The sequence below is a fragment of the Maricaulis sp. ABE4_448 genome, assembly GCF_056160825.1.
On sequence record NZ_JBSWXX010000004.1, the window covers coordinates 272,878 to 297,376 of the forward strand.

General features: G+C 63.2%; 19 protein-coding genes and 1 tRNA gene. 11 read left to right on the forward strand and 9 right to left on the reverse strand.

What is annotated here, in order from left to right:
- Positions 1-5 precede the first annotated feature (5 nt).
- Positions 6-80 (reverse strand) — tRNA-Val (locus ACXAJV_RS12815).
- 301 nt (positions 81-381) lie between these two features.
- On the opposite strand from ACXAJV_RS12815, the gene ACXAJV_RS12820 reads away from it, so the two are divergent.
- Positions 382-3,711, forward strand: a complete 3,330-nt coding sequence (locus ACXAJV_RS12820) for a TonB-dependent receptor domain-containing protein (protein WP_475085808.1) — start codon at positions 382-384, stop codon at positions 3,709-3,711.
- A gap of 130 nt (positions 3,712-3,841) precedes the next feature.
- Here ACXAJV_RS12820 and cpdR read toward each other — a convergent pair whose 3' ends face one another.
- On the reverse strand, positions 3,842-4,207 hold the full coding sequence (gene cpdR / locus ACXAJV_RS12825; RefSeq protein ID WP_475085809.1) for a cell cycle two-component system response regulator CpdR: 366 nt from the start codon (positions 4,205-4,207) through the stop codon (positions 3,842-3,844).
- Positions 4,208-4,433: 226 nt separating this feature from the next.
- Here cpdR and ACXAJV_RS12830 point away from each other — a divergent pair, with 226 nt between their 5' ends.
- From ACXAJV_RS12830 to hisN, 3 genes are all read left to right on the forward strand, one after another.
- The gene (locus ACXAJV_RS12830) at positions 4,434-5,219 is read left to right on the forward strand and encodes an N-formylglutamate amidohydrolase (RefSeq protein ID WP_475086002.1); all 786 of its coding nucleotides are present in this window, start codon (positions 4,434-4,436) and stop codon (positions 5,217-5,219) included.
- 120 nt (positions 5,220-5,339) lie between these two features.
- Positions 5,340-5,726: a helix-turn-helix domain-containing protein gene (locus tag ACXAJV_RS12835; RefSeq protein WP_475085811.1), complete on the forward strand. Its 387-nt coding sequence runs from the start codon at positions 5,340-5,342 to the stop codon at positions 5,724-5,726.
- Between the two features lie 68 nt (positions 5,727-5,794).
- Positions 5,795-6,592 (forward strand): histidinol-phosphatase, encoded by a 798-nt coding sequence (hisN, locus tag ACXAJV_RS12840; protein WP_475085812.1) that lies wholly within the window; start codon positions 5,795-5,797, stop codon positions 6,590-6,592.
- Between the two features lie 96 nt (positions 6,593-6,688).
- Here the strand turns inward: hisN and ACXAJV_RS12845 are convergent, their stop codons facing one another.
- Positions 6,689-7,381, reverse strand: coding sequence for a hypothetical protein (locus ACXAJV_RS12845; protein ID WP_475085813.1), 693 nt, complete (start codon positions 7,379-7,381; stop codon positions 6,689-6,691).
- Entirely contained in the window at positions 7,378-8,322 is a 945-nt protein-coding gene (locus tag ACXAJV_RS12850; RefSeq protein ID WP_475085814.1) for a class I SAM-dependent methyltransferase, read from the reverse strand. Before ACXAJV_RS12850 ends, ACXAJV_RS12845 begins: the two co-directional genes overlap by 4 nt.
- A gap of 222 nt (positions 8,323-8,544) precedes the next feature.
- Here ACXAJV_RS12850 and ACXAJV_RS12855 point away from each other — a divergent pair, with 222 nt between their 5' ends.
- Entirely contained in the window at positions 8,545-9,021 is a 477-nt protein-coding gene (locus ACXAJV_RS12855; RefSeq protein WP_475085816.1) for an Hsp20 family protein, read from the forward strand.
- 94 nt (positions 9,022-9,115) lie between these two features.
- On the opposite strand, the gene ACXAJV_RS12860 is transcribed toward ACXAJV_RS12855, so the two are convergent.
- Genes ACXAJV_RS12860 through gpmA form a run of 3 tightly spaced genes read right to left on the reverse strand, consistent with a single transcriptional unit; the run spans position 9,116 to position 11,850 of the window.
- Positions 9,116-10,417, reverse strand: a complete 1,302-nt coding sequence (locus tag ACXAJV_RS12860) for a pentapeptide repeat-containing protein (protein WP_475085818.1) — start codon at positions 10,415-10,417, stop codon at positions 9,116-9,118.
- A gap of 51 nt (positions 10,418-10,468) precedes the next feature.
- Positions 10,469-11,122 carry a bifunctional diaminohydroxyphosphoribosylaminopyrimidine deaminase/5-amino-6-(5-phosphoribosylamino)uracil reductase RibD gene (gene ribD / locus ACXAJV_RS12865; RefSeq protein ID WP_475085820.1) on the reverse strand — a complete coding sequence of 218 codons (654 nt, stop codon included), beginning with the start codon at positions 11,120-11,122 and terminating at the stop codon, positions 10,469-10,471.
- Between the two features lie 2 nt (positions 11,123-11,124).
- On the reverse strand, positions 11,125-11,850 hold the full coding sequence (gpmA, locus tag ACXAJV_RS12870) for a 2,3-diphosphoglycerate-dependent phosphoglycerate mutase (RefSeq protein ID WP_475085822.1): 726 nt from the start codon (positions 11,848-11,850) through the stop codon (positions 11,125-11,127).
- A 412-nt stretch (positions 11,851-12,262) separates the two neighbouring features.
- On the opposite strand from gpmA, the gene ACXAJV_RS12875 reads away from it, so the two are divergent.
- The 5 genes from ACXAJV_RS12875 to ACXAJV_RS12895 all read left to right on the forward strand — a co-directional run bounded on the left by ACXAJV_RS12875 (position 12,263) and on the right by ACXAJV_RS12895 (position 21,612).
- Positions 12,263-13,231 carry a KpsF/GutQ family sugar-phosphate isomerase gene (locus ACXAJV_RS12875; RefSeq protein WP_475085824.1) on the forward strand — a complete coding sequence of 323 codons (969 nt, stop codon included), beginning with the start codon at positions 12,263-12,265 and terminating at the stop codon, positions 13,229-13,231.
- Between the two features lie 134 nt (positions 13,232-13,365).
- The gene (locus tag ACXAJV_RS12880; protein ID WP_475085826.1) at positions 13,366-15,063 is read left to right on the forward strand and encodes a type I secretion system permease/ATPase; all 1,698 of its coding nucleotides are present in this window, start codon (positions 13,366-13,368) and stop codon (positions 15,061-15,063) included.
- Positions 15,060-16,379 carry an HlyD family type I secretion periplasmic adaptor subunit gene (locus ACXAJV_RS12885; protein WP_475085828.1) on the forward strand — a complete coding sequence of 440 codons (1,320 nt, stop codon included), beginning with the start codon at positions 15,060-15,062 and terminating at the stop codon, positions 16,377-16,379. Before ACXAJV_RS12880 ends, ACXAJV_RS12885 begins: the two co-directional genes overlap by 4 nt.
- A 9-nt stretch (positions 16,380-16,388) precedes the next feature.
- A complete protein-coding gene (locus tag ACXAJV_RS12890; protein WP_475085830.1) occupies positions 16,389-17,696 on the forward strand; it encodes a TolC family protein in 1,308 nt (435 codons plus the stop codon).
- A 172-nt stretch (positions 17,697-17,868) separates the two neighbouring features.
- Positions 17,869-21,612: a cadherin domain-containing protein gene (locus ACXAJV_RS12895; RefSeq protein WP_475085832.1), complete on the forward strand. Its 3,744-nt coding sequence runs from the start codon at positions 17,869-17,871 to the stop codon at positions 21,610-21,612.
- Here the strand turns inward: ACXAJV_RS12895 and rfbD are convergent.
- Positions 21,609-22,526, reverse strand: coding sequence for a dTDP-4-dehydrorhamnose reductase (gene rfbD / locus ACXAJV_RS12900; protein WP_475085834.1), 918 nt, complete (start codon positions 22,524-22,526; stop codon positions 21,609-21,611). The two genes, ACXAJV_RS12895 and rfbD, sit on opposite strands and share 4 nt — an antisense overlap.
- Positions 22,527-22,703: 177 nt before the next feature.
- Positions 22,704-23,282 carry a dTDP-4-dehydrorhamnose 3,5-epimerase gene (rfbC, locus tag ACXAJV_RS12905; RefSeq protein WP_475085835.1) on the reverse strand — a complete coding sequence of 193 codons (579 nt, stop codon included), beginning with the start codon at positions 23,280-23,282 and terminating at the stop codon, positions 22,704-22,706.
- Between the two features lie 226 nt (positions 23,283-23,508).
- Here rfbC and ACXAJV_RS12910 point away from each other — a divergent pair, with 226 nt between their 5' ends.
- Complete coding sequence (locus ACXAJV_RS12910) at positions 23,509-24,483, forward strand: NAD-dependent epimerase/dehydratase family protein (RefSeq protein WP_475085836.1); 975 nt, start codon at positions 23,509-23,511, stop codon at positions 24,481-24,483.
- The last annotated feature ends 16 nt before the right edge of the window (positions 24,484-24,499 follow it).

A 24,499-nucleotide genomic window follows, 5' to 3' on the forward strand; every position in this document is an offset into this window, starting at 1 on the left:
GTGGATGGTGGGCGATACTGGGATTGAACCAGTGACCCCTTCGATGTCAACGAAGTGCTCTCCCGCTGAGCTAATCGCCCATCCGTCACAAGAGAGCCGGGGTTCTAGCGTCAGCGCGCCACAAGCGCAAGACGGATGTGTGCAGGAAGTTTCAGATCTTGCAGCTCGCTTCTTGCGGGTCGGGCTGGCTGGTACAGCCTGATTTGGGCTGTATGACTTTTCTGCAACAATGCCGGCACGAAAAGCGGCGATGTTGTGTCTGGCGCTTTAAAGCGTTTGCGAGTTTCGACATAGTGCGACGCAGGTAGGGGTGACCCTCCATGCGTGTTTTTACAAGCCCAAAAGGGCAGGCGCGCAACTCGACTTACAAGGGGTACAATCGTGAGCAATACTTGGGATCGGGAGCGCTTGCTGCGCTCCACAGTTCTTGCTGGCTTCGCGGCTTCGGGTCTGGCCTTTGCGCCGGCCGTCGCCCAGGACGCCGTGCAGACGTCGCAAGCAGACTGCCGTCCGGGTGAAGTCCTGGTCAATGGCGCCTGCGAAGTTGACACCACCGAAGACCGCATTGTCATCACCGGTTCGCGCATTGCACGTTCCGCGGCAAACGCGCCGACGCCGCTGATCCAGCTGGACGGCGACGATATCATCCTTTCGGGTGAGCCGAACATCGTCGATTATCTCGCCGACGTTCCGGCCCTCCAGGGTTCTGTGGTGCCGGAAGACACCACCGGTTCGAACCTGAACGATGGCGGCCTGTCGCTGCTCAACCTGCGCGATCTCGGCTCTGTCCGTACGCTGGTGCTGGTTGACGGTCGCCGCCATGTCGGTTCCAGCCCGGGCACGCTGTCGGTCGACGTGGACACCATTCCGTCCATGCTGGTCGAAAGCGTTGAAGTCATCACCGGCGGCCAGTCGGCCGTTTACGGCGCCGACGCGGTGTCCGGTGTGGTGAACTTCATCCTGCGTGACGACTTCGACGGTATCGAGGTTGACGCGACGGTTGCACAGATCAACCAGGATGGTCAGCTCAACTCGCGCATCTCGGCCGCCTGGGGTGAAAATTTCCTCGATGGCCGCCTGAACGTCTATGCGTTCGGCGAATATCAGGACACCGAAGAAGTCCTCGACTTCGACATCGACTGGAAGCGTGAATCCTGGGCGCTGATGGGCAATGATGCCGATCCGTCGTCCGCTCCCAACGATGGCGTCCGTGACGTGGTTCTGGCCCGCGACTTCCGCGATGCGTACTTTGCTCGCGGCGGCGTGCTGGTCCTCGCCGGCGAAGCGCCGGGCAGCGCGACGAATGACCCGGATGTCAGCTTCTCCAGCTGTTCGACGCCGTTTGGCTTCATGCCGGCGGGCTGCCGTCCGATCGCCCAGGAAACGGGCAATGTCTACGCGTTTAACGCCGATGGCACGCCGCGTCCGTTCGATTTCGGTTATGCGCAAGACCAGACCGGTGCTTCCCGCCGGACCAATGCTGGCGGCGATGGTCTGAATTCCGGTACGGAGTTTGGCCAGGGTTCGCGTATCCCGCGTTCGGAAGCCTACCGTTTCCAGACCGGTTTCAACTTCGAGCTCAACCCGTCTGTCACGCTGTTCGGTGAAGCCAAGTATGTCGAAGAAGAAACCTTCGACACCGGCCAGCCGACCTTCTGGCAGATCACGCTGTGGGATACGGCATCGCTGTTCGGCGCCTCGCAAGGCTCTTACTACACCGGTAACAGCTTCTATCTGGACTACACGGATAACGCCTATGCGCTTCAGAGCGGCCTGGCCGATCTGATCAACAACCACCAGCGCACCATCTACAGCGCACCGACCGACACGACGCCGAGCCAGGCGATCGGTACGGTCAATGACCGCCGCGCCTATTTCGGCATGTTCGGTCCGTCCCGTTCGCAGCTCAACAACCGTGACCTGACCCGTTTCGTGCTGGGTGCGGAAGGTGTGGCTCCGGATATCGGGTTCCTGCGCAACATTTCGTGGGAAGCTGGCTACACCTACGGCGAAATGAACAACACCAACCTCGAGTCTGGCGTTGACATTGATCGTTTCAACTATGCTGCTGACGCCGTCTTCGACGGTAGCGGCAACGTGGTCTGCCGTATCACGCGCGACACGCCCGGAGCGACCGACGAAGCGATCACGGGCTGTACCCCGATCAATATCTTCGGTTCCGACTACCGTGCCGACGCCAACCATCCGGATGCAACCGGTGGCGGTGGCCGTCCGGGTCTGACGCCGGAGCAGGAAGCCTATCTGATGGCTGCGATCGAGGTGACCGACAGCAACCGCCAGCACAACTTCCTGGCGTTCGGTTCTGCCGAGACCTTTGACTTCTGGGGTGCCGGTCCGATCGGCGTGGCGCTCGGTTACGAGTTCCGCCGTGAGGAAACCGAAGGCACGGGCCGTGACCGCGACACTGCGGGCCGCAACCTGTTCCTGAACACCGGTCCGGACTTCCCGCAGGCCAGCTACGAAGCGAACGAGATCTTCACCGAAGTTCGCGTCCCGCTTCTGGATGACCAGCTGTGGATGCAAAGCGCGGAAATCAGCGCAGCGTACCGCTTCTCTGACTACACCACGGTTGGTGAAGTCGAGAGCCTCAGCCTGCAGGGCTCGGTGCGTCCGGTTGATGACATCTTCATCCGTGCCACCTACGGCGAAGCCACGCGTATCCCGAACCTTGGCGAAAACTTCCGTCCGCCGAGCCAGACCTTCGGCAACAGTCTGCAGGATCCGTGCGATGCAGACCGCATCCGTGCACGTGACGATGCGGCCGACCGTGCTGCGATCCGGGCAAACTGCCTGGCGACCATGCCGGCCGGTTATGACCCGGGTACGGATACGCCGAACACGGGTACGCTCATCCAGTACCCCAGCGGTATTCCGGGCTTCAACTCGGGTAACCCGAACCTGGAGCCGGAAGAGTCGACCTCCTACACCTTCGGTGTTGCCTACACGCCGAGCTGGCTGCCGGGCTTCACCGTCACGGCTGACTATTTCGACATCGAGATCAACAATGTGATTTCCTCGGTGACGATCCAGCAGGCGATGAACCAGTGTGTGGGCGCGTCTGGCGCGAACATCGGTTCGGTCAACCCGGGTGCCTGTTCGACCTTCGAGCGTTCTGCAACGCCGCAGATCTCGCAACAGCCGGCCTATGGTATCTACACCTTCATCCAGGGCTCGCTGAACTATGCCGGTCTTGAAACCCGCGGTATCGACTTCACGTCGTCCTACGGTTTCGAAACCGACCGGTTTGGTGACTTCGACTGGTCGCTGCGCGGTACCTACCTCATCGAGCAGAACGACTTCGTCAACATCGCCAATCCGGGTGAAGAGACGGCTTATGACAGTGGCCTGGGTCAACCGCACGTGCGCCTCCTGTCGACCGTCTCCTGGACGCCGGTGGAACAGCTGATCTTCTCGTGGGATTGGGACTGGCAGTCGTCTCAGGAAATCATCGACGAAGACGACTGGCGTCAGAACCCCGATGGCCGTGAATTCCGCTACACGACCACCGGCGACTTCAGCCAGCACGACTTCACCGTGCGTTACCTGCCGCGTGAAAACCTCACGCTGCGTGCTGGTGTCGTGAACGCCTTCGACGCCGAGCCGGCTCGCTGGCTGGGTTCGTCGACCTCGGCTGACAACTTCGACTTCTGGGGCCGCCGCTTCTTCGTCGGCGTCAACGTCCAGTACTAAGTCGAGTTCACGCTCAAACAGGAAGGGCCCGCCGATCGGCGGGCCCTTTTTGTATCCGCCGGCGTCTGCGCATAAAAAAAAGCGCGCGATGGCCTCGCGCGCTTTTCAATGCTTGCCGGAGACGGCTGCCCTAGGCAGCCATCACCCGCGCGACCTCGTCGACCAGCTCACGCAGATGGAAAGGCTTGGACAGCACTTTCGCATTCGTCGGAGCGCCGGAGCCGGGGTTCAGGGCGACCGCAGCGAAACCGGTGATGAACATGATCTTGAGTGCCGGATCGATCTCCGCGGCACGCCGTGCCAGCTCGATCCCGTCGACACCGGGCATCACGATGTCGGTCAGAAGCAGGTCGAACTGCGCCGCCTGTTCGCCGATCGCATCCAGCCCTTCTTCGCCATCGGAACACACGAGAACCTCGTGCCCGGCCCGCTTCAGGGCCTTGGCGAGGAAGTCCCGCATCGAATCGTCGTCTTCTGCCAGAAGAATTTTTGCCATCTCAGGTCCCACCCTTGCGAAAACTCGAATTGACGGCAACCTACACGCGCTTGGTAAAAACCCGCTGAACGCGCTGTAGCGCTTGACCGGCGGAGTGCAGCTGCCCACTCTTTGACCCATGGACGCTGCAAACCCATCATCGCTCGCCTTGGATGTTTCGGCAAATCCAAATGCTTCGGCCGATGCGGTCCGGGTCGCGTGGCCGTCCGGCCCGGCCCGGCCGGTCGTGTTCGCCTCGCCGCACTCGGGGCGGCACTACACCTCGGAAATGCAGTCGTTGACCTGCCTGACACTCGACCAGCTGCGCCGGTCCGAGGATGCCTATGTCGACACGCTGATTGCCTCCGCGCCGGAGTTCGGCGCCCATCTTGTCACAGCACAGTTCCCGCGCGTTTTCGTGGATCCGAACCGGGGTCCATGGGAACTCGATCCCGGCATGTTTTCGGATCGCCTGCCGGATCAGACGGCCCCCGTCTCCCGGCGGGCCGCGTCCGGGCTCGGCGTGGTGCCGCGAATCGGTGTCGAGGGCCGTGCCCTCTACCGCCGCCGCCTGCGCTATGCCGAAGCGCGCAGCCGGATCGAGCGCTTCTACGAGCCCTATCACGCGACCCTCGAGGGGCTGCTGTCGGATCTGCAGGACGCACACGGCTTCGTGCTGGCAATCGACATGCACTCCATGCCGGACGCCAGTGCGCGCGGTGTCGATTTTGTCCTGGGCGACCGGTTCGGTTCGTCCTGCGATCCGCGGATCACGGACCGGGTCGAGGCCGTGCTGCGCGATCGGGGCTACGTCACAGTTCGGAACATTCCCTATGCCGGTGGCTACACCACGGAACACTATGGACGGCCCGCCGACGGGGTGCATGTGATCCAGATCGAGATCAATCGCAGCCTTTACCTCGACGAGGCACGGGTCGCGATGGCGCCGGGCTTCGCCGGCTTCGAAGCCGAAATGCGCAAGATTGTCAGGGAATTGTCTCACACCGACTGGTCCCGCCGCGTGCCGGCCTGACAATACCCATCCTGCGCGAAATAAAGGACGTGCCTTCGCCCGGCACGCGCTTTGCTCCCCTGTGAGGTGTGCGTCCCAATGCGGCGCATTTCGGGACGCGAAGAACAGGCGGCGAGTAGTATGACGAACGATATCGACCTTCATGTGGGCAAGCGCCTGCGCCGCCGGCGGCGGCTCCTGGGGCTGACACAGCAGCAGCTGGCGGAATCCGTCGGTATCCGCTTTCAGCAGATCCAGAAGTATGAGTGCGGCGCCAATCGCGTAAGCGCCAGCCGGCTGTTTGAGCTGGCCGAGTCGCTGGATGTGCCGGTGCAGTATTTCTATGAGGGCCTGTCCCAGCGCGACCAGGTCGACAGCGACACGCGCCTGTCGGCGGATATCCTCTCTCAGAAAGAGACGATGGATCTGATCCGCGCCTATTACCGGTTGGGCGAGCGTCCGCGCAAACGCCTGCTGGAACTGGCCAAGTCGCTCGAGCCGGACGAGCCGGCAAACGACGCCGCCTGATACGAGGTCCGGGGGGACAACGACAAGGCGTCTGGCGTGGCGGCGAGGGCCATGCTAGGCGCCTTTTCATGTCTGGCTACGACCCGTCATACGACCTTGAAACCGCACACCGGATGGCCGATGCCGCCCGGGCGGCGATCCGGCCCTATTTCCGCTCCGGGCTGGCCGTGGAAAACAAGCTGACGGCGGGCTTCGATCCGGTGACAGCTGCGGACCGCGCGTCGGAACAGGCCATGCGCGACGTTCTGGCGGAGCGGGCGCCCGATGACGGTATCCTCGGAGAGGAATTCGGCGAAACGGTGCGCGGCGGCACACGGCGCTGGATTCTCGATCCGATCGACGGGACACGGGCCTTTATCGCCGGGCTTCCGACCTGGACCGTGCTGATCGCGCTCGAACAGGGTGGACGGCCTGAAATCGGTGTCATCGACCAGCCCCATATCGGTGAACGGTTCGCAGGCTGGCCCGGCGGTGCAGCGCTGTGGCATGGCGGTGCGAAGCGGGAATTGCGTACCAGCGGGCGGACCAGTCTCGATGAGGCGATCCTTGCGACGACCGATGCCTATCTGTTCAGCGGCGACGAGGCGGCGGCGTTCGAGCAGGTTCGCCGGACAGCCCGGCTGTGCCGTTTCGGGTATGACGCCTATGCCTATGCCATGCTCGCCGCCGGCGGCGTCGATCTGGTGATCGAGAGCGGGCTTCAGATCTATGACGTCCAGGCATTCATGCCGGTCATTCTGGGTGCGGGGGGCGTTGTGACTGACTGGCGCGGTGGCGATCCCAGCGGTGGCGGTCAGGTGGTGGCGGCGGCTTCAGAGGCTCTGCTTGAAAGCGTTTTGCCCCTTCTCGCCGCCGCGGCACCCTAAAGCGTGATCGGGTGAAGTGGACACTGGTTCACCGGGTCGATCACGCGACCCCTCAGGATCCTGGAACAGGGGCGGTTCTCCGGGAAGCGGCCTGCGTTAGCTGTCCAGCAGGATGCGGACCGGTTCGCGGCCGAACTCGATATGTTCGACCGAGCGGCTGCGCCGGTCTGCCGGTCTGAAAAACGCGCGGTTTTCCTGAACCGTCAGCGGCGAACGCTCACCGTCCTGATCGACAGCCCAGGCCTCGGGGGCGGCGCCATCGAACACAAAGACAACGGCTTCCATCCGCGGGGCAAACAGTGCGGCAACGCCGGCGGCCGAGCGGATCGCCCGGTTGGCCTGCTCGACACTCATGGCGAGCGCGTCGCGAGAAAACGCAGTGCCGCCGGGGCCGGAATATTCGAACTGCATCGACAGGGAAAAACCGCCGCCGGCCGGCTGGTTGATCAACACATCCGGTTCGGCATCCAGCGCGGGCAGGCCGGGGAGCTGCGTAATGCGTCCCGTGGCATCCAGCGCAAACTGATGCGTCTCGCCATCATGATCGTACCACATGCGGATATCCTCGGGCGGGATGCCCTCGGCCGAGCTCACCACATAGGCCAGGCGGAAATGGCTACGCCGGTCTTCGGGGAGTTGGAGATAGCTGTCCAGACGCGGGAAGAAGCGCGGCAGGGGGCCGGCAACGCGTTCAGTCTCGCTGATGACTTCGCTGGCCGTATCGTCCGCGACCGCCGGCGCCACGCTCAGGAGCGCGGCGCCAGCCATGGCAAGAATGCTGCGTATCATTCCTCATCGCCTTCCGAGCCGGCAACCGGCTTGCGGAACAAGAGGGTCATGCGATCGCTTTCGCCGATCGCGTCAAAATGGTCGCGATCGAAATCCTCGTAGCCTTCATCGCCTTCCTGCGGGGAGCGGCGCACAGGCGGCAGGGTCCAGACACCCAGCGGGTGATCGGCCGTGTCGGCCGGGTTGGCGTTGATCTCCGAGGTGTCGACCAGTTCGAACCCGGCTTCCTCGGCCATGGCGATGACATAGGCCTGCTGGACATAGCCATTGGCCGACATCGGATCCTGTTCGCGCGAGGAGGGCAGGCGGTGTTCAACGACACCCAGTACGCCGCCCGGGCGAAGAGCATCATAGAATTCCGCGAAAGCGCGTTCGGCAAAGCCGTTATTCATCCAGTTATGGACATTACGGAAAGTCAGCACGGCGTCTGCGCTGCCGTCTTCCATCTCCAGACCGCCATCGGCACTGAAGCCCGCCAGTTGCGGTTCGCCATACAGGGCGTTGTTCTCGATGCGCGTTTCGAACGCCGCGCGCGAACGCTGCTGGTAGTTGCTGGCCGCGTCCGCCGGGAAGTGTGCGGCCACATAGGTGCCGCCATTGGCCGCGATCCAGGGGCCCAGCACATCGCTGTACCAGCCGCCGCCCGGCCAGATCTCGACGATGGTGGAGCCGGGATCGATCTGGAAGAATTCCAGCGTTTCGCGCGGGTGACGCCATTCGTCGCGTTCGGCCGCTTCGCCCCGCCAGTCACCGGCCAGGACGGTCTCAATGTCGGAATAATCCGGGGCCGGTGCGGTTTCCGCTTCCGGCGTGGGAGCCGTTTCGGCGGCGGTCTCCGGTGCGGCCGCTTGGGTATCCGTGTCCGTATCGGTCTGCGGGTTTCCGCAGGATGCCAGCAAAATCGAGCCGCCAAGAAGGGCGGCGAGGGCCTTGGTGCGCATATGGAATTCTCCCTGTCTCCGTTGACCTGTCCTAGCCAAGCCCGCGCGATGGCGCAATTGCTTCGCTCGGGGCTTGCGAAATCGTGATCGCCTCCCCAACTAGTTTGCGCAGGTTGCCGAAACGGGACCTGCGGACCGGCCACGGCCAGTGTGCGTGGCGGTCCCCGTTAACCGTCCGGCCTGTCCGGACCTGTTTATCGCTCTGAAGGAGGATGGACTGATATGCGTACTGTTGATTTTACCCCGCTCTACCGTTCGATCGTCGGCTTTGACCGCCTGGCCGACATGATGGACTCGGCCACCAAGATCGAGTCCCAGGGCTATCCCCCCTACAACATCCAGCACGTCGCCGATGACGAGTATCTGATAGAGCTCGCTGTCGCCGGTTTCGGTGAGGAAGACCTCACCGTGGAAGTCCAGGAAAACGTGCTGACCGTGTCCGGCCGGATTGCCGAGAAGATCGACGCGGACGAGCGCCGCTTCGTGCATCGTGGTATCGCCGAGCGCGCCTTCGAGCGCCGCTTCCACCTGGCTGACCATGTCGAAGTGACCGAGGCCGGTCTCAAGAACGGCCTGCTGACCATCCGCCTGGTTCGCGAAATCCCCGAGGCCGCAAAGCCGAAGCGGATCGAGATCAAGGCCGGATCCGGCAAGACCAAGGCGAAGCTGATCGAGGGTGGCAAGACGAAGGCTGCCTGATCGCGTCTGTACTCACGATTATCCCCCCAATGACTGGGCGGCGGACAGGTGTCCGCCGCCCTTTTTGTTGTCGGGATAGAGTGGCGCGGGACGGTCAGGCCGCGTTGAGATCGACGGCGCCCTCGATCGAGGCCACCTGCTCCAGGAAGCGTTCGTCGAAGGACGTCCCGGTGAAACAGGAACCGCCGAACAGGGCGCGGCGCACATCGGATCCGTCCAGATGCGCGTAGGAGAAGTCGGCACCGGTAGCTTTTACCTGCCGCAGATCAGCGCCGCGGAAATCGGTATAGCGTGCCCGGGTGCCCGCCAGGGAAGCCGGAAGGAGACGGTTGCCTTCCAGCAGCAGCGGTCCCAGCTGGCAATCACGCAGGTCGGCATTGGACAGATTGGCGCCGGTCAGGTCGGCGCCGCGCAGGTCGGCCCCGCGCAGCGAGACCATGCGCAGGTCGGCCTTTTCAAGCCGTGCGCCCTGCAGCTGCGCGCCTTCCAGATCGAGCCCGTACAGTGTCGCGCCCCGGGCGTGGAAGGCGGTCAGTGTCTTGCCGGCCAGCGAGGTCAGACCGCGCAGATCGGTGCCGTCGAACAGGGAGGGCTTGCCCTCGCGCCCGTTCGTCTCGCACCACTTCATGTGTTCGGCGATCTGGTTGGCGACCGGGTTGTCGAGCGTGTTCGCATCGATACCGACCGGCGCCTCGGTCAGCGCGCCATCCGTACGCATCCGGTCCTTCTTGGCCATGACGGTCTTGGTGCCGATCAGGACGGCATTGGTGAAATCGGTATCTGTCAGGTCTGCGCCGGACAGGTCGGCGCCTTCCAGGTTTGCGCCCTGGAAAGACGAACCGCGCAGATTGGCGCGGATCATCCGCGTGCCCAGCAGCATCGCGTCGGTGAAGTCTGATTTCTGTGCCGTGATGCCGGCCATTTTCGAGCGGGACAGGTTTGCGCCCGTGAAGTTGGCCGTGTCGGAATCATTGCCCTGGGTCTTGTGGGTGAGAACCGCGAGACCCTTTTCCTTGTCGATCTGGGCGATCGCCCCTTCGCGCAGATCGGCCTCGGTAAGGTCGGCGCCCGTCAGGTTTGCGCCGCGCATGATGGCGCCGCGCAGATCGGCTCGGCGCAGGCAGGCGCCTTCCAGGCTGGCGCGCCGCAGGTCCGCAGCAAAGAAGATCGCGCTGTTCAGCGTCGTGCCGGAAAGATTTGCGCCCCGCAACACAGCGCCGGAGAAATCGGCATCGGACAGGTCGCGGTTCGACAGGTCGAGATTCTCGACGATGCTGTAGGCAAAGCTCGCTCGGGCGCCGCCGGCTTGGCCGGACCACAGACGCTCATGCCGTTCGCAAATCATGTCGACCTGCGCCTGGTTCAGCGTCTTGAACTCGATTTTCCGCCCTTGCATTCGCAGGTCCTGTCGGTGGAGACACCAGAGAACCACGCTAGCGCGCGAGTGTTAATACACGGTGTCCCGGCTGTGTTCGGCCTGGCGTGCAAGACCCCGGGCGACCAGGTCACGGGCGAATTCTTTATCCGGTGCAATCCGGACCCGGGAAAAACCCCGCTTTCCCAGTTGCTTGAGCGCTGCATCCAGTCCGAAGACCGGGGCCGGATCCAGCACGGTTTCATAACCGGCGGCCCGGCTGTCGGCGAACAGCAGGGGGGTGCCGGTCTCCAGGCGGTGGAAAAAGGCCTCGTAGAGCGCTTGCGCGTCCGCTTCGCCCAGGCCGGTGGCGACCTCGATGCCGGCGGCTTCCAGCATGGCAATGCCGCGTCCGGCGACTTCGTGGTAGCGGTCGATGCAGGCAATGACGACGCGGACGACACCGGCCTCGATCAGGCCGAGGGCGCAAGGGGGCGTGCGCCCGTAATGTGCGCAGGGCTCAAGCGTGACATAGGCGGTACATCCCGACGCCATGGCGCCCGCATGGGTCAGAGCGACGCGTTCTGCATGGGGTCGTCCGCCATCGGCCGTGGCACCGGTCGCGACGATCTGCCCGTCCTTCACCAGGACACAGCCAACCGCCGGGTTCGGCGCGGTGCGTCCCAGCTGACCGCGGGCCAGCGCCAGGGCCAGGCCCATGAAGCGGCGGTCGGCGACGCTGGCCATGATCAGGGAAGGGGCGGCAGGGGCTGGGCGCGGCTCTCGTCGAGATAGCGCGCGCGGAGAATGGTGGTGCCGTCCTTGTCGAGATCGATCAGCAGCGGATTGCCGGTCGGGATCTCGACCTCCATGATCTCCGCATCGCCCACCTGGAACAGGAGTTTCACCAGGGCGCGCAGGCTGTTGCCGTGCGCGGCGACGGCCAGGGTCTCGCCCTTCTTCAGGTGCGGCAGGATTTCCGAGGTCCAGTAGGGCTCGACGCGGTCGAGCGTCAGCTTGAGGCTCTCCGCGGCCGGCAGGCGTTCGCGCGGCACGTCGGCATAACGCTCGTCATTGGCCGGGTGGAATTCATGATCCTCGGCAACCGGCGGCGGCGGTGTGTCGAAGGAGCGGCGCCAGATCTTCACCTGGTCGGCACCGTGTTTCGCGCGCGTCTCGTCCTTGTCGAGACCGGCGAGAGCGCCGTAGTGCCGCTCGTTGAGACGCCAGGATTTCTCGACGGGAATCCACAGCCGGTCGAGGCCTTCCAGGGTGAGGTTCAGCGTCTTGATCGCCCGTTTCAGCACCGAGACATAGGCACGTTGCGGCTTGAAGCCCGCCTTCGCCAGAAGCTCGCCGGAGCGGCGGGCCTGGGCGACGCCTTCATCGGTGAGATCGACATCGACCCAACCGGTGAAGCGGTTCTGCAGATTCCATTCGCTTTGGCCGTGCCGGATGAGGGCGAGTTGCGGCATGTCAGTCTCCTCTTGCAGCGTCTGCGGGCGGCGCCGGCGCAGCGATAGCCCGCCTGCCGCGCCCGGGCAAGGCGCGGCGCCCGCGGCCGGCGTCATGGACAAAGTCGGGCATGGGCAAGTCTTGCGTCTTGTGGTATGATACCTCCAGTAGTTCCGGGTTTGCGTTTCAGGGAGCGTCCCTGCCGGGCCGTTCCTGTCTTGCAGTTCTGCAGGGCCGTTCTGCAGGGCCGTGTGAGGGCCCGTTGATCCGGCAGACAGTCGCGGCGTCACGAATGCCTGGTCCCTCTCCGTCCCCCTTATGGACCACGCGACAACGCCGCTCTGGCCGCGCACGTCTCTTCCCCGGACGTGCGCGGTTCTGGTATGGGAGCGCACCTGTCCTGTCTGCCCAGCGTTCGCCCGAGGAAATCCCATGCCCGAGTTCGACCCCGCCGCATCGGCCCGCCGCGTCATAGAAACCGAGCGGGACGGGCTGGACCTGCTGGCCGGGTCGATCGGCGAGGCCTTTGTCGCCACGGTGAAGCGGATCGCGGAGATGAAGGGGCGGGTCATCTGCGCCGGGGTTGGCAAGTCCGGCCACGTCGCGCGCAAGATCGCCGCGACGATGGCCTCGACCGGCACGCCCGCCTACTACGTCCACCCCACCGAGGCGAGCCATGGCGATCTCGGCATGATCGGCGACCAGGATGTCGTGCTGGCGCTGTCGAAGTCCGGCGAAACGAAAGAGCTGGGCGATCTCATCGCCTATTGCCGCCGTTTCGGTGTGCCGCTTGTGGCGATGACGGCGAAGGCCGACAGCACGCTGGGCCGGGCGGGTGACTATCTCCTGGCCGTCCCCGACGCACCGGAAGCGTGTGGCGAGACCCGCGCGCCGACCACCTCGACGACGCTGATGATGGCGCTGGGCGATGCCCTGGCCGTTGCCTTGCTCGAAACGCGCGGCTTCACGGCTGCCGACTTCCGCACCTTCCACCCCGGCGGTGCGCTGGGTGCGGCCCTCGCATCGGTCGCCGATGTCATGCATGCCGGCGATGCGGTGCCGCTGGCCTCGCAGGATGCGCCCATGAGCGAAGTGCTGATCGAGATGACGGCGAAGAGTTTTGGCTGTGTCGGCTTGCTGGATGATGATGGCCGCCTGGCCGGCATCATCACCGATGGCGATCTGCGCCGCCATATGGGCAATGATCTGGTCGACCGCCCGGCGCACGAAGTCATGACGCGCAATCCCAAGACCGGACGCAGCGAGGCGCTGGCCGCCGACGCGCTGCGGGAGATGACGGCCGGTTCGCTGAAAATCACCCAGCTCTTCATTGTCGACGACGCCCACAAGCCGGTCGGCATCCTGCACCTGCACGACCTGCTGCGTGTCGGCCTGAGCTGAGTTTGGCGGCCTGACCGAACGGGGTGGCCGAACATTTCTCACACGGCTACTCTCGCAATCTTGGTTGCTCGGCGGCTGACTGCGGTCGGGTGTTTGCGGCTAACACCGCCAGAGCGGGCCGCGCCGGAGACATTATGCAGACACCGCTTGTGCATGAAGTGAAGCAGCGCCTTGTCCCGCATGTCATCGCGCTGGCCGGCTTCTCGCTGGTTTCAAATCTGCTCCTCCTTGTTGCCCCGCTTTACATGCTGCAGGTGTACGACCGCGTGCTGGGTTCCGGGTCGCGCGACACGCTGGTGTGGCTGACGGTGCTCGCGGTTTTCCTGCTGGGCATTTATGGCGTAGCCGAGGCCGGCCGGCGGCGGGTCTGCGCGCTCGCTGGTGACGATATCGAGCGGATGCTCGCGCCGAAGGTGTTCCGCCAGTTCGAGCGCAGCACCGGCTCATCTCCGACGCTCAGCCGGGATCTGGGTGCGCTGGCCAGGATTCAGGGCGCGCTGCAAAGCGGAAGTGTTCTGCCCTTCATTGATCTGCCTTTCACGCCGATCTTTCTCGCCGCCCTGTTTCTCATCCACCCGTTCCTCGGCCTGCTCGGGCTGGCTGGTGGTGTTCTGGTGTTTGCGGTCGCGGTCGCCGCAGAGATGACGACGCGGCAGGCCGGGCAGGTATCCCACGCGGCGCTGCGTGAGGCCTCCGATTTTGCCGGGGGGCTCGAGCGCCAGCGTTCTGCCATGGCGGCGATGGGGCTGGTATCGGCTTCATTCCGGGTCTGGCGCAGCCGTCACGGGCAGGCGCGCGCTTTTGCAATGCAGGCGGCCCGGACGGACGGCGTGTTTTCGTCGCTGTCCAAATCCGCGCGGCAGATCCTGCAGATACTCGTTCTGGGAGGCGGCGCGGCGCTCGCATTGATGCAGGAGATATCGCCCGGGGCGATTGTCGCTTCGTCCATCATCCTTGCGCGCACACTTGGCCCTATCGACCAGATCGTCGGCGGATGGCGGAACAGCGTTCAGGCCTGGATGGCGTGGCGCCAGCTGGAAAACACGCTGTCGGATATCGGTGCGGTCGAAGACTACACGCCGCTACCCAGACCGGCACCGGAACTGTCCCTGGAGCGTCTGTCCATTGTGGTTCCCGGTGCCGGCGCGCCGCTTATCCATCCCTTCTCCTGGTCGGTGAAGGGAGGGCAGATCGTTGCGATCGTTGGCGCAAATGGTGCCGGGAAGACAACCCTGCTCCAGATCTTGTCGGGCGCCTGGCTGCCCGGGAGCGGTACAGCTCGGCTCGGTGGCCGCGATCTGCACCAGTGGAACTCCGCCGACCGGGGCCGGTTCGAAGGCTATGTGCCTCAGGATGTTGAATTATTGCCGGCTTCGGTGCGTGACAACATCGCGCGGCTGGGCGAGGGCGGAGCCGAGGCCGTTGTTGCAGCCGCAGAGGCGTCCGGGGCGCATTCAACCATTCTCGCCCTGCCACACGGGTATGACACCCGTGTCGGGCCGGGCGGGCTCCACCTGTCTGCCGGTCAGCGCCAGCTCATCGGGCTTGCACGCGCGCTCTTTGACAGGCCTGTTCTGCTTTTGCTGGATGAACCGACGGCAAATCTCGACACGTCCGCTGCCGGAAGCGTAATCGATACGCTGGAGACCGCTGCGGAGCAGGGAACGATCATTCTGGCTGCCACCCACGACCGGCGGTTGATCGAGCGGGCCTCGTCCGTGCTCTACCTGCGCAATGGCGAAGCGATGGCTGCATCGTCTCGCCAGTTCCTGGAGCTGGCAGCGGGCGGCGGGGGCGAGAAGGGCGTTGCCACGGGGGCAAAGACGGCATGACGCATGCGTTTCTCCAGGAAGATCCTGCAAGCCCGTTCGAGGACGGTTTCGTGCGACGTGCGGCGCTCATGTGCTTGCTGGGGTTCGGCGGTTTCCTGGGCTGGGCGGCTCTTGCGCCATTGGCTCAGGGTGTGCCGGCCGCCGGGCAGGTCGTGGTGGAGAACCAGCGGCAGGTCGTCCAGCACCTTGAGGGCGGCATCATCGAGGAACTTCTGGTTCGTGATGGCGACCGGGTGGAGGCGGGCCAGGCACTCCTGACCCTTCAGGAAACGGCGTCGCAGGCCGCGCGCGATGAAGTGCTTCAGGAAATCGCATCGTTGACCGGTTCGCTGCAGCGGCTGGAAGCCCTACGCAGCGGCGAGCATGAGCCGGACTTTTTGCCGTTGAACGAGATTGGCCTGAATGCGTCGGAGCGCATGGAGGTCGAGCTTCGACAACGCGACCTGTTCGATCAGCAAAGAGATGCCTTTACGGCCGATATAGCAGTGTTGACGGCACGCCGGGACGGCGCGCGATCATCTCAGGCGCTGCAGGCCCGGCAGATCGCGGCGACAAACCGGGCGCTCGACGCGGCTCGTGCCCAGCTCGATTTGCTGCGCGACCGCTATGGTCGTCAGATGGCGCGGTTGGACGAGATCCGGGCCATGGAACGCGACACCGCAGCGCTTGAAGCGGAAATATCAAGCTTGCGCGCCGGCATGCAGGAAGCGGCCACGCTGGAGCAGGACCTCGACGGCCAGATCGAGCAGACGCGTGCCGCGTTCTTCAGGCAGGTCTCCGCCGATCAGCTGGAGGTGCGAACCCGGCTTGCCCAGGTTCGCGAACGACTGAACGCGGCGCAGGATGTGCTGAACCGGGCGGTCATTCATGCGCCCGCGACAGGCGAGGTGCTCAATCTGCGGTTCTCTACAGAGGGCGGGGTCGTGCGACCGGGCGAGCCCATTCTGGAAATTGTTCCAGCCGCTGGGGAAATGACCATATCTGCGCGCATCCAGCCGGCTGACCGGGCGGCGGTTTATGAGGGGCAGTCCGTAAGGACGCGCCTGACCGCCTACAAGAGCTGGACGACGCCTCGCCTGGACGGCGAGGTCATCAGCGTGTCGGCCGACCTCAAGACAGATCAGGCAACGGGTGCTCCATATTATGAGGTGCGAATCCGTATACCTGCTGACGAAGCGAACCGGCTGGCAGGGCTTGACGTCATTCCAGGCATGCCGGTCGAAGTCTTCATTTTTTCCGGAACCAGCCGGACCACGCTCGACTACATCTTTGAACCGATCGGCGAGTCCCTGTTTCGCGGCGCCCGGAGAAGTTAGGAGAACCGGATGATCGCGCGTGGCTTCTTGACTTTTGTGTTGGCTCTGGGAGCGGGATGTCCGGGTGCTGCGGCACAGCAAGGCGAACCGGACGCGTGTCTGGGATTTGAGCAAGCCCTGGAGCTGGCGTCGGCCAGGGCGCCGGAAGTGTCGGCCGCCGAAGCGCGGCGGGACCGGGCCCGGGCCGATCTTCAGGAGGCAAGGAGTTTGCGGCGTCCACAGGTTTCGACATTCGGGCGGACCGCGACCGGTGACAATGGCCTGACCAGCAATCGGTTGGAGAACCAGGTCGGACTCCAAGTCTCCCAGCGTCTCTTCGATTTTGGCGATGCCGGTCTTGCAGAACAGGAAGCCACCGGATTGCTCGGTCAGCGGCGGTTCGAAATACGCGAACAACAGCTTGCTGTCGCATACACGCTCGCCGACGCCTATCTGACACGGCTCGAGGCACTCGAGATGATCGAGGTCATTGATCAACGCAGGTCCTACTTCGCACGTCAGCGCGATGCGGTTACCGAATTGCTTTCAACCGGCGGAGCGACGCGGGCTGACCGGGCACAGATCGAGGCGCAGCTGGCCGCTGCCGATGCTGATGTGCTGGACTTGAGATTCAGAGCCGACCGGGCGTTTACCCGCGTGCGGGAGTACACCCAGCGGCAAGGTGCTGTACTTTGTTCACGGAATGGCGCGGGAAACGACATGGAGCGGGCGCTGTCGGGGCTCGAGACACTGGACAGCGTTGTGACGGTCGCATTGCGTGAGAATCCGCAGATACAGGCGAGACTGAATGCGATCCGGAGTCTTGAAGCCGGATTGAGCCGCGCCCGGCGCAGTCATTTGCCGGTAATCGAAGCGGTCGGCATCGTCTCTTACGTTTATGACGACACGCGTGAAGACTGGGAGGGCCGGGACCGGATCGGTGTGGATGTCAGCGTCCCGCTTTATACTGGTAGCGCACTCGATGCGCGCCGGGATCGTGCCCGAGCCGATATTGCCCTTGAGCAGAGTGCGCTGCGGATATCGCAACGCGAATTGCGGGAGCAGACCGAAATTGCATTCAGGCGACGGATGTCGCTGGAAGCCCAGCTCGCGCGGCGCGAAGCCGTCGCGGCCAGCCAGGAAGATTATTTTGACGCTATTTCCGGGGAGTTTGATTTCGGGCTGGGCACACTTCCGGAGTTGGTAGATGCTCGCCTCGAGCATGAGCGGGCCGAGCTGGACGTGATTTCCGCACGGTATGCACTTTTGCGGCAAAAGGTCGAGCTGCTTCATCTGACCGGGAGGTTGCCGGTCACCAGCGGTTCCGGGGATCAGTAGCGCTGGTTCCTCATTTTGTATTCGAGGCGCGCGAAGGTTTTGCGTTTGGATTCAAAGTTATTAACGATATTTCGGGGGTGGCGGGCTTCATGCGCCCGGCATCAGACGGTCATCACAATGCCCAGCCAAGGGTATCAGACCGTGTTCCGGCGAAAGAGGGAAGGACGCCACCATGATCAAAGACGCCGCAAATGAGCGCCGTGCCGAGCTGAGCAAAATGCTGTCACGATCGATCCTCGCATCGACCGGGGGGCTGGCGCTGATGGCGGGTACTGCCCAGGCGCAGTCTGCACAGAGCGGCGTGCTGGAGGGCTTCCAGGCGGCATCGGATCTGCCCAATGTCGTGGACGTCCGGACGATCTCCGACGGATCCTTGCAGCTGACCTTGTCGGATGGCCGCGTTCTCGTCTTCGAGGCGGCCGATGTGGTCGTGGTTGATGGGCAGGTCTATCTCGCGCAATCGGCGATCGACGGCGCCGGCTTTGCCGTGGCATCGGCCGGTGGTGGTGGCGGTGGTGCAGGGCTGGCGCTGGGTGTGCTCGGCGGCGGGGCCTTGCTGGGCGCAGCCGCAGGCGGTGGCGGTGGGGGCGGAGGCGGCGGAACGCCGACGCCGCCGACGCCGCCCACCCCGAACAACGCACCGGCGTTTACGTCGGCAACGACCGCCAGCGGCGCCGAGAACACGTCCGGCGCAATCTACACTGCGGTGGCGACGGACGCGGACGGAGACACGCTGACCTACTCGATCTCCGGCGGGGCCGATGCGTCGCGCTTTTCGATCAACGCGTCGACCGGTGCACTCTCTTTCGCCTCGCCGCCGGACTTCGAGAATCCGTCTGACGCAAACGGGGACAATGTCTACGTCGTCACCGTGCGGGTTTCCGACGGAACGGCGACGGCGGAGCAGACGGTCACGATCACGATTACGGACCAGGACGAGGCGCCGGTGATCTCCTCCGGTCAGTCGGTCAGCGTCGCGGAGAACAGCACCGGGGTGATCTACACGATTGCCGCAACGGATCCGGAAGGTGAAACGGTCACTTACTCCATCAGTGGAACCGACGCGGGTCTGTTCAATGTCGATGCCGCGACAGGTGCGGTGTCCTTCAAGTCCGCGCCGGACTACGAGAATCCGCAGGATGACGGTGGCGATAACACCTACAACATCACCGTGGTCGCATCGGACGGGACGAATACGTCCAGCCGGGATGTCGCGATTGCCGTGACCGATGGCAATGATTCCGCTCCGGTGTTCACGTCCGCCACCGCAGTGTCCGTGCCGGAGAATCTGAGCACGCCAGCCTATGACGCAGACGCAACGGATGCTGACAATGACAGCCTCGTCTATTCGCTGGCCGGGGGTGCCGATGCCGGCCTGTTCACGATCGACAGTGCAACGGGTGAAGTCTCGTTCGTAAGCTCGCCAGACTTCGAGAATCCAGCCGACGCTGATGCCGACAATGTCTACGAGATCACGGTCCAGGCGTCTGACGGAACGAATACGGTCCAGCAGGCGGTGACGATCACGGTCGAGGATCAGCAGGAGGCAGGTGCACCGGCCATTGTGTCCGGCACGACGGGCACTGTCTCGGAGGCCCAGACTTCGGCGTATGTGATCCGCGCAACCGATGATCCCGATGCGACCATCACCTATTCCATCTCAGGCACTGACGCCTCGCTTTTCACTGTCGACAGCGAGACCGGTGAGGTGAGTTTCCGGACCGCGCCTGATTTCGAGGTGCCTTTGGATGCCGGGGGTGACAATGTCTATGACATCACCGTTACCGCCTCCAACGGAGCTGGCGCCAACAGCCAGTCGGTCGCGATCACAGTGTCAGACATCGCTGATGGCGCCGAGGTGCCCGATGACAATACGACGGAGATCAACATGGTTTCCGGCGGTCAGTATGTGGGCCAGCTTGAAGGATCGGGTGATGAGGACTGGGTGCGTGTCGAACTCACGGCCGGCCAGCGCTATCAGTTCGATCTGACCGGTACCGGTGTGGAGCCGGTCGAGGACACGCTCATCCGCCTTTACGACGCCTCCGGGAACCTGATTGCCGAGAATGATGACATTTCGACCGGGGTCATCCGGGACTCCCGGCTGGGCTTCACGGCCACTGAGTCCGGGACCTACTACATCGAAGTCAGTTCATGGGACGGGGGTAGTGTCGACGAACGAACGGGCCAGTATACGCTGGAGATTTCTCACACCGACCCTCTGAGAAACTGGACCTACCAGGAAATCGCGGACTATCTGCGGTCCGGGTTTGGCGGGGCGCAGTTCAATGCCAGCTCGGGCGATACCCTGACGGTAAACCTGACCGGCCTCACTACGGCCGGGCAGACGCTCGCAAGAGCCGCTCTGGATGTCTGGTCCGGCGTGACCGGGCTGATTTTCTCGGAAGTCATGGGTGCTGCGCAAATCACCTTCGATGATGAGGAGGAGGGCGCGTTTGCAGGGCCCGACGCGGTCTCCGGCGGCTTTTTCACGGCATCGTCGGTCAATGTCGGAACGGAGTGGCTCGACACTTACGGGACATCTCTCGATACCTATTCCTTCCAGACCTACATTCACGAGATCGGGCACGCGCTCGGTCTCGGGCATGCCGGTCCCTATGACGGATCGGCAGTTTACGGCGTCGACAATATCTACCTGAACGACTCCTGGCAGGCGACGATCATGTCGTACTTCTCCCAGAACGAGAATACGGAGGTCGATGCTTCGGTTGCGTTCGTGGTGGGGCTTCAGGTCGCCGATATCATCGCCGCCGGGGATATGTACGGGTTTTCGACCACCACACGCGTCGGGGACACCGTCTACGGTTTCAACTCCAACGCCGGTACGGTCTACAACGCCAGTAACGGCTTTACCAACGCCACCACTTTCACGGTGTTTGATGCGGGTGGGACCGACACATTCGACTATTCCCTGGAAACCGAAGCGCAGTTTCTGGACCTTCGCGAAGGCCACTACTCGAATGTTCTTGGTCTGCGCGGCAATATCGGGATCGCCTACGGCACCGTCATTGAGAACGCGATCGGTGGCTCGGGTCGGGACACGTTTGTCGGTAATGCGGCGGACAATGTGCTCCGCGGCAATGACGGCTATGACCGCTTCTACGCGGCTGGAGGAGGCAATGATGTCTTCGATGGCGGCGCGGGTATCGACACCGTGCATTTCTCCGGACTGGAGAGCGATTACACCGTCACGACCAATGGTGCAGGCAATACGGTCGTCACTGACAACCGTGCAGGCTCGCCGGATGGCGTTGTCGAACTCATCGACATCGAGAACATCGAGTATGAGGGGGCGTTCTTCTATCCGGGCATTTTTGAAAATTCCAGCGTATCGTCAAAGCTCGTCGCACAAGCAACTGACGTGCCCGGCGCGCCCCTGAATGCAGACGGTCTGGTCATGAAAACGCTCACGGGCGATGCGGTCGGTGATGTCGCGCTGTCGGCCAAGAGTACCGACAAACTGCCTGTACAAGTGGATATCGATCTCGCGGGCGCGCGGCTCGGCGGTGACGGTGTGCTCAAACGATTGAGCGACAGCGATCACGTTGATCTGCATCATGAGGGCGATGAAAAGGAACATCATCATGATGTCGGTTTCCCGGAACTGGACCCGGACGACTGGGCCGAGATTGCCAGCTGGGGAATGAAAAACCTGACGAATGACGCCCCACCCTCCGGCCAGCTCAAAGCGTTGAGCGATATCGATGTGTCCGATGTCGCAGATGAGCGGGTACCTGGAACCGATGTGGGTTCTGACATGCGTTCTGCGCCGCAGGCCGACGACATGGCGGTCATGTCTGCAGCTGATCCGAGGGATTGTGATGACGCTCTTGCAGCGCTCGCGGACATGCCGGAGCCAGTCGTGGCAGCAGTGCCGGACGGTGTCTGGATCTAGCCGGAGCTGAGCGGTTCCATCTTGCGAAGATCACGGGTCATCGAGGCTTCCATGTCGGGAGCCTCAATCCCGAAATCACGCTTTATCGCCTGACAGTCCAGTGCAGAATAGGCTGGACGGGGCACGTCATCGCCAAATTCTTCCGACGAGATGGACAGGACGCGGCGGCTCGCCGTTTCGCCACCGATCTCCCGGAAAATGGCACCTGCGAACGCATGCCAGGTCATGATGCTCGGGCCGCAGAAATGATAGGTCCCGCGTGCTGTTGATCCGGCCGCGATATGGTTCGAGAGGGACCGGATTGCGCCGGCGAGATCAATGGCGGATGTCGGGCATCCCGACTGGTCCGCAACAACGCGTACAGTGTCTCCGGCTTCGGCGCGCTGCTTCATGATGCTCAGGAAGTTGCGGCCGAACGGCGAGTATAGCCAGGCGGTGCGAACGATGAGGTGATTGCTGCCCGCGGCGCGAACGGCCTCTTCGCCAAGCAGTTTGGACTGGCCATACACGGTGAGAGGCCCGGTCGGGTCTGTTTCACGGTATGGGCACGCTGCAAGCCCGTCGAACACGTAGTCTGTCGAGATATGGATCAGGCAGGCTGAGGCGCTGTTGCAGACTTCGGCGAGGGCGCCGACGGCCTCCGCATTCAGGAGGCGAGCTGCCTCCGGGTCGGTCTCCGCTGCCCTGACATTCGTATAGGCCGAGGCGTTGACGATGACGGGCTCGCCTCCGGACACGCGCACATGGTCGACATGTCGCAGCAGCTTGTCCCGAACACTGCTTGTGTCGGTTAGGTCGAATTCAGGCCGTCCGACGATAACGGGCGCTGGCGCGTCCGCCGTTTCCGCGAGGCTTGCGAGTGACCGGGCCAGTTGGCCGCTGCGCCCGATGATGATCGGATTTGCGCGTGTCATGGATCCGTCGGGGCGCCGTTTTCAAGGGGCCGAGTTTTCCATGGGCGGCCCGGTGCTCTAGCGGCCAGAACTCCAAGGCGGGGCCGGATGGGCGGGGCGGATATCGCACCCCTTTCGGCGTATTTTCCCCATGCAATCCGATGTGTCATGACATGGCTTCCCGAAGGACAAGGGACGTCAATCCTGGTAGGTGAAGGGGGTCTCGAAACATGTCCAGGACGTCGCATCGATATCCTTGTTCGAGAGTATCGCATCACGCGCGTCCAGGCCCCAATCAATTCCAAGATCGGGATCATTCCAGCGCACGCTACCATCGTGTCCGGCGGCATAGTCATTGTCGACCTTGTAGAGGACGATGGTATCCGGCTGAAGTGTCGCAAACCCGTGCAGGAAGCCGCGCGGGACAAAAACAGCCCGGCAGGATTCAGCGTCGAGTTCGAGACGGCAATGCTGACCGAATGTTGGCGAGCCTCTGCGCGCGTCGACCATGACATCAAGTATCCGACCCTGGAGAACCCGCACCAATTTGGCCTGTGTAAAAGGCGGGGCCTGAAAGTGGAGCCCTCTTACCGTGCCGGCCCGGCGTGACAGGGACTGATTATCCTGAATGAAGTCGGCTTTGACACCGGCGTCCTGCAAGTCGCGCTTGTTGAACGGGACGGAAAAGTATCCGCGCTCGTCTTCGAAACGCGGAAAAGTCACTTCAAGTGCGCCGGAGAGTGGCAGCTCTCGAATTGCTGGCTGGGCATTGGGCATGGTCTCATATGTCCGGGTTTGCGTCGTGACTCAAGCCGTTCCGATCCGTCGGTCACCATGGTCGGCCTTCTACTCTAGGCGGGCGGCAGGTTCGAGCGTCAGCTGCAATGTCTGAGCATTTATGCTCGCCTTGCCAAGTCCGCCGATCCGGGATTGCTGTTGTGGGTGGGCCAATTGGCGGCAAACTGCGCTATGTAGCACCGGGCAGGGTTCAGGGAGGACGTAGTTGACCGTATTTGTCACTGGGGCAGCAGGCTTTATTGGCTATCACGTATCAAAAGCACTGCTGCGGGCCGGCAAGGAAGTCGTCGGTCTCGACAACCTGAATGACTATTACGATCCGGGACTGAAGCGGGCACGCCTGGCACAGCTGGAGGCGTGTGACGGTTTTCGATTCGTTGCGGCTGATCTGGCGGATCATGAGAGGGTTCGCTTGGAAATCCTGTCCGCAAAACCCTCCCGTATTCTGCACCTGGCGGCGCAGGCCGGCGTTCGGTATTCGTTGACCAATCCTTTTGCCTACGCTCAGTCCAACTTGATTGGGCACCTGTCGGTGCTCGAGGCTGCACGGGCGCTGGGGGATGGTCTCGAACACCTTGTCTATGCCTCGTCCAGCTCGGTCTATGGCGAGCGCTCTGAGGTGCCGTTCGCCGAGGACGATGCGTCGGAGATGCCGGCCTCACTCTACGCGGCCACCAAGCGCGCCGACGAGCTGATGAGTGCATCTTATTGTTCGCTCTACGACATTCCGGCGACCGGATTGCGTTTCTTCACGGTCTACGGGCCCTGGGGGCGGCCGGACATGGCCTACTGGCTGTTCGCCGATGCCATGCTGTCGGGCCGGCCGATCAAGGTCTTCAACAATGGCGATATGGAGCGGGACTTCACCTATATCGACGATATTGTCGAACCGCTCTGCCGCATCCTGGACGACGTCCCGGCGCGTGGTCGTCATGCGATCTACAATATCGGTGGCTCGTCGCCGGTGCGGCTGATGGACATGATCGAGACGCTGGAGCGCGCGCTGGGGGTGACGGCAGAGAAGATCATGCTGCCCATGCAGCCCGGCGATGTGACCCGCACCTTTGCCGACACCACAAAGCTGGAAGCCGACTATGGCTACACGGCGACCACGCGTCTGGAAGACGGTCTGCCACGTTTTGCGGACTGGTACCGGAACTGGCGCGAGGGGACGGTCTGAGAGCCGGGGGCAGAGC

What these genes read in the sequence shown, in the direction of transcription:
- ACXAJV_RS12895 (WP_475085832.1), top strand. Translation starts at nt 17,869, where the DNA reads ATGATCAAAGACGCCGCAAATGAGCGCCGTGCCGAGCTGAGCAAAATG.
- ACXAJV_RS12890 (WP_475085830.1), top strand. Translation starts at nt 16,389, where the DNA reads ATGATCGCGCGTGGCTTCTTGACTTTTGTGTTGGCTCTGGGAGCGGGA.
- ACXAJV_RS12885 (WP_475085828.1), top strand. Translation starts at nt 15,060, where the DNA reads ATGACGCATGCGTTTCTCCAGGAAGATCCTGCAAGCCCGTTCGAGGAC.
- hisN (WP_475085812.1), top strand. Translation starts at nt 5,795, where the DNA reads ATGTCTGGCTACGACCCGTCATACGACCTTGAAACCGCACACCGGATG.
- gpmA (WP_475085822.1), bottom strand. Translation starts at nt 11,850, where the DNA reads ATGCCGCAACTCGCCCTCATCCGGCACGGCCAAAGCGAATGGAATCTG.
- ribD (WP_475085820.1), bottom strand. Translation starts at nt 11,122, where the DNA reads ATGGCCAGCGTCGCCGACCGCCGCTTCATGGGCCTGGCCCTGGCGCTG.
- ACXAJV_RS12875 (WP_475085824.1), top strand. Translation starts at nt 12,263, where the DNA reads ATGCCCGAGTTCGACCCCGCCGCATCGGCCCGCCGCGTCATAGAAACC.
- ACXAJV_RS12845 (WP_475085813.1), bottom strand. Translation starts at nt 7,381, where the DNA reads ATGATACGCAGCATTCTTGCCATGGCTGGCGCCGCGCTCCTGAGCGTG.
- ACXAJV_RS12880 (WP_475085826.1), top strand. Translation starts at nt 13,366, where the DNA reads ATGCAGACACCGCTTGTGCATGAAGTGAAGCAGCGCCTTGTCCCGCAT.
- ACXAJV_RS12835 (WP_475085811.1), top strand. Translation starts at nt 5,340, where the DNA reads ATGACGAACGATATCGACCTTCATGTGGGCAAGCGCCTGCGCCGCCGG.
- ACXAJV_RS12855 (WP_475085816.1), top strand. Translation starts at nt 8,545, where the DNA reads ATGCGTACTGTTGATTTTACCCCGCTCTACCGTTCGATCGTCGGCTTT.
- cpdR (WP_475085809.1), bottom strand. Translation starts at nt 4,207, where the DNA reads ATGGCAAAAATTCTTCTGGCAGAAGACGACGATTCGATGCGGGACTTC.
- rfbC (WP_475085835.1), bottom strand. Translation starts at nt 23,282, where the DNA reads ATGCCCAATGCCCAGCCAGCAATTCGAGAGCTGCCACTCTCCGGCGCA.
- rfbD (WP_475085834.1), bottom strand. Translation starts at nt 22,526, where the DNA reads ATGACACGCGCAAATCCGATCATCATCGGGCGCAGCGGCCAACTGGCC.
- ACXAJV_RS12860 (WP_475085818.1), bottom strand. Translation starts at nt 10,417, where the DNA reads ATGCAAGGGCGGAAAATCGAGTTCAAGACGCTGAACCAGGCGCAGGTC.
- ACXAJV_RS12850 (WP_475085814.1), bottom strand. Translation starts at nt 8,322, where the DNA reads ATGCGCACCAAGGCCCTCGCCGCCCTTCTTGGCGGCTCGATTTTGCTG.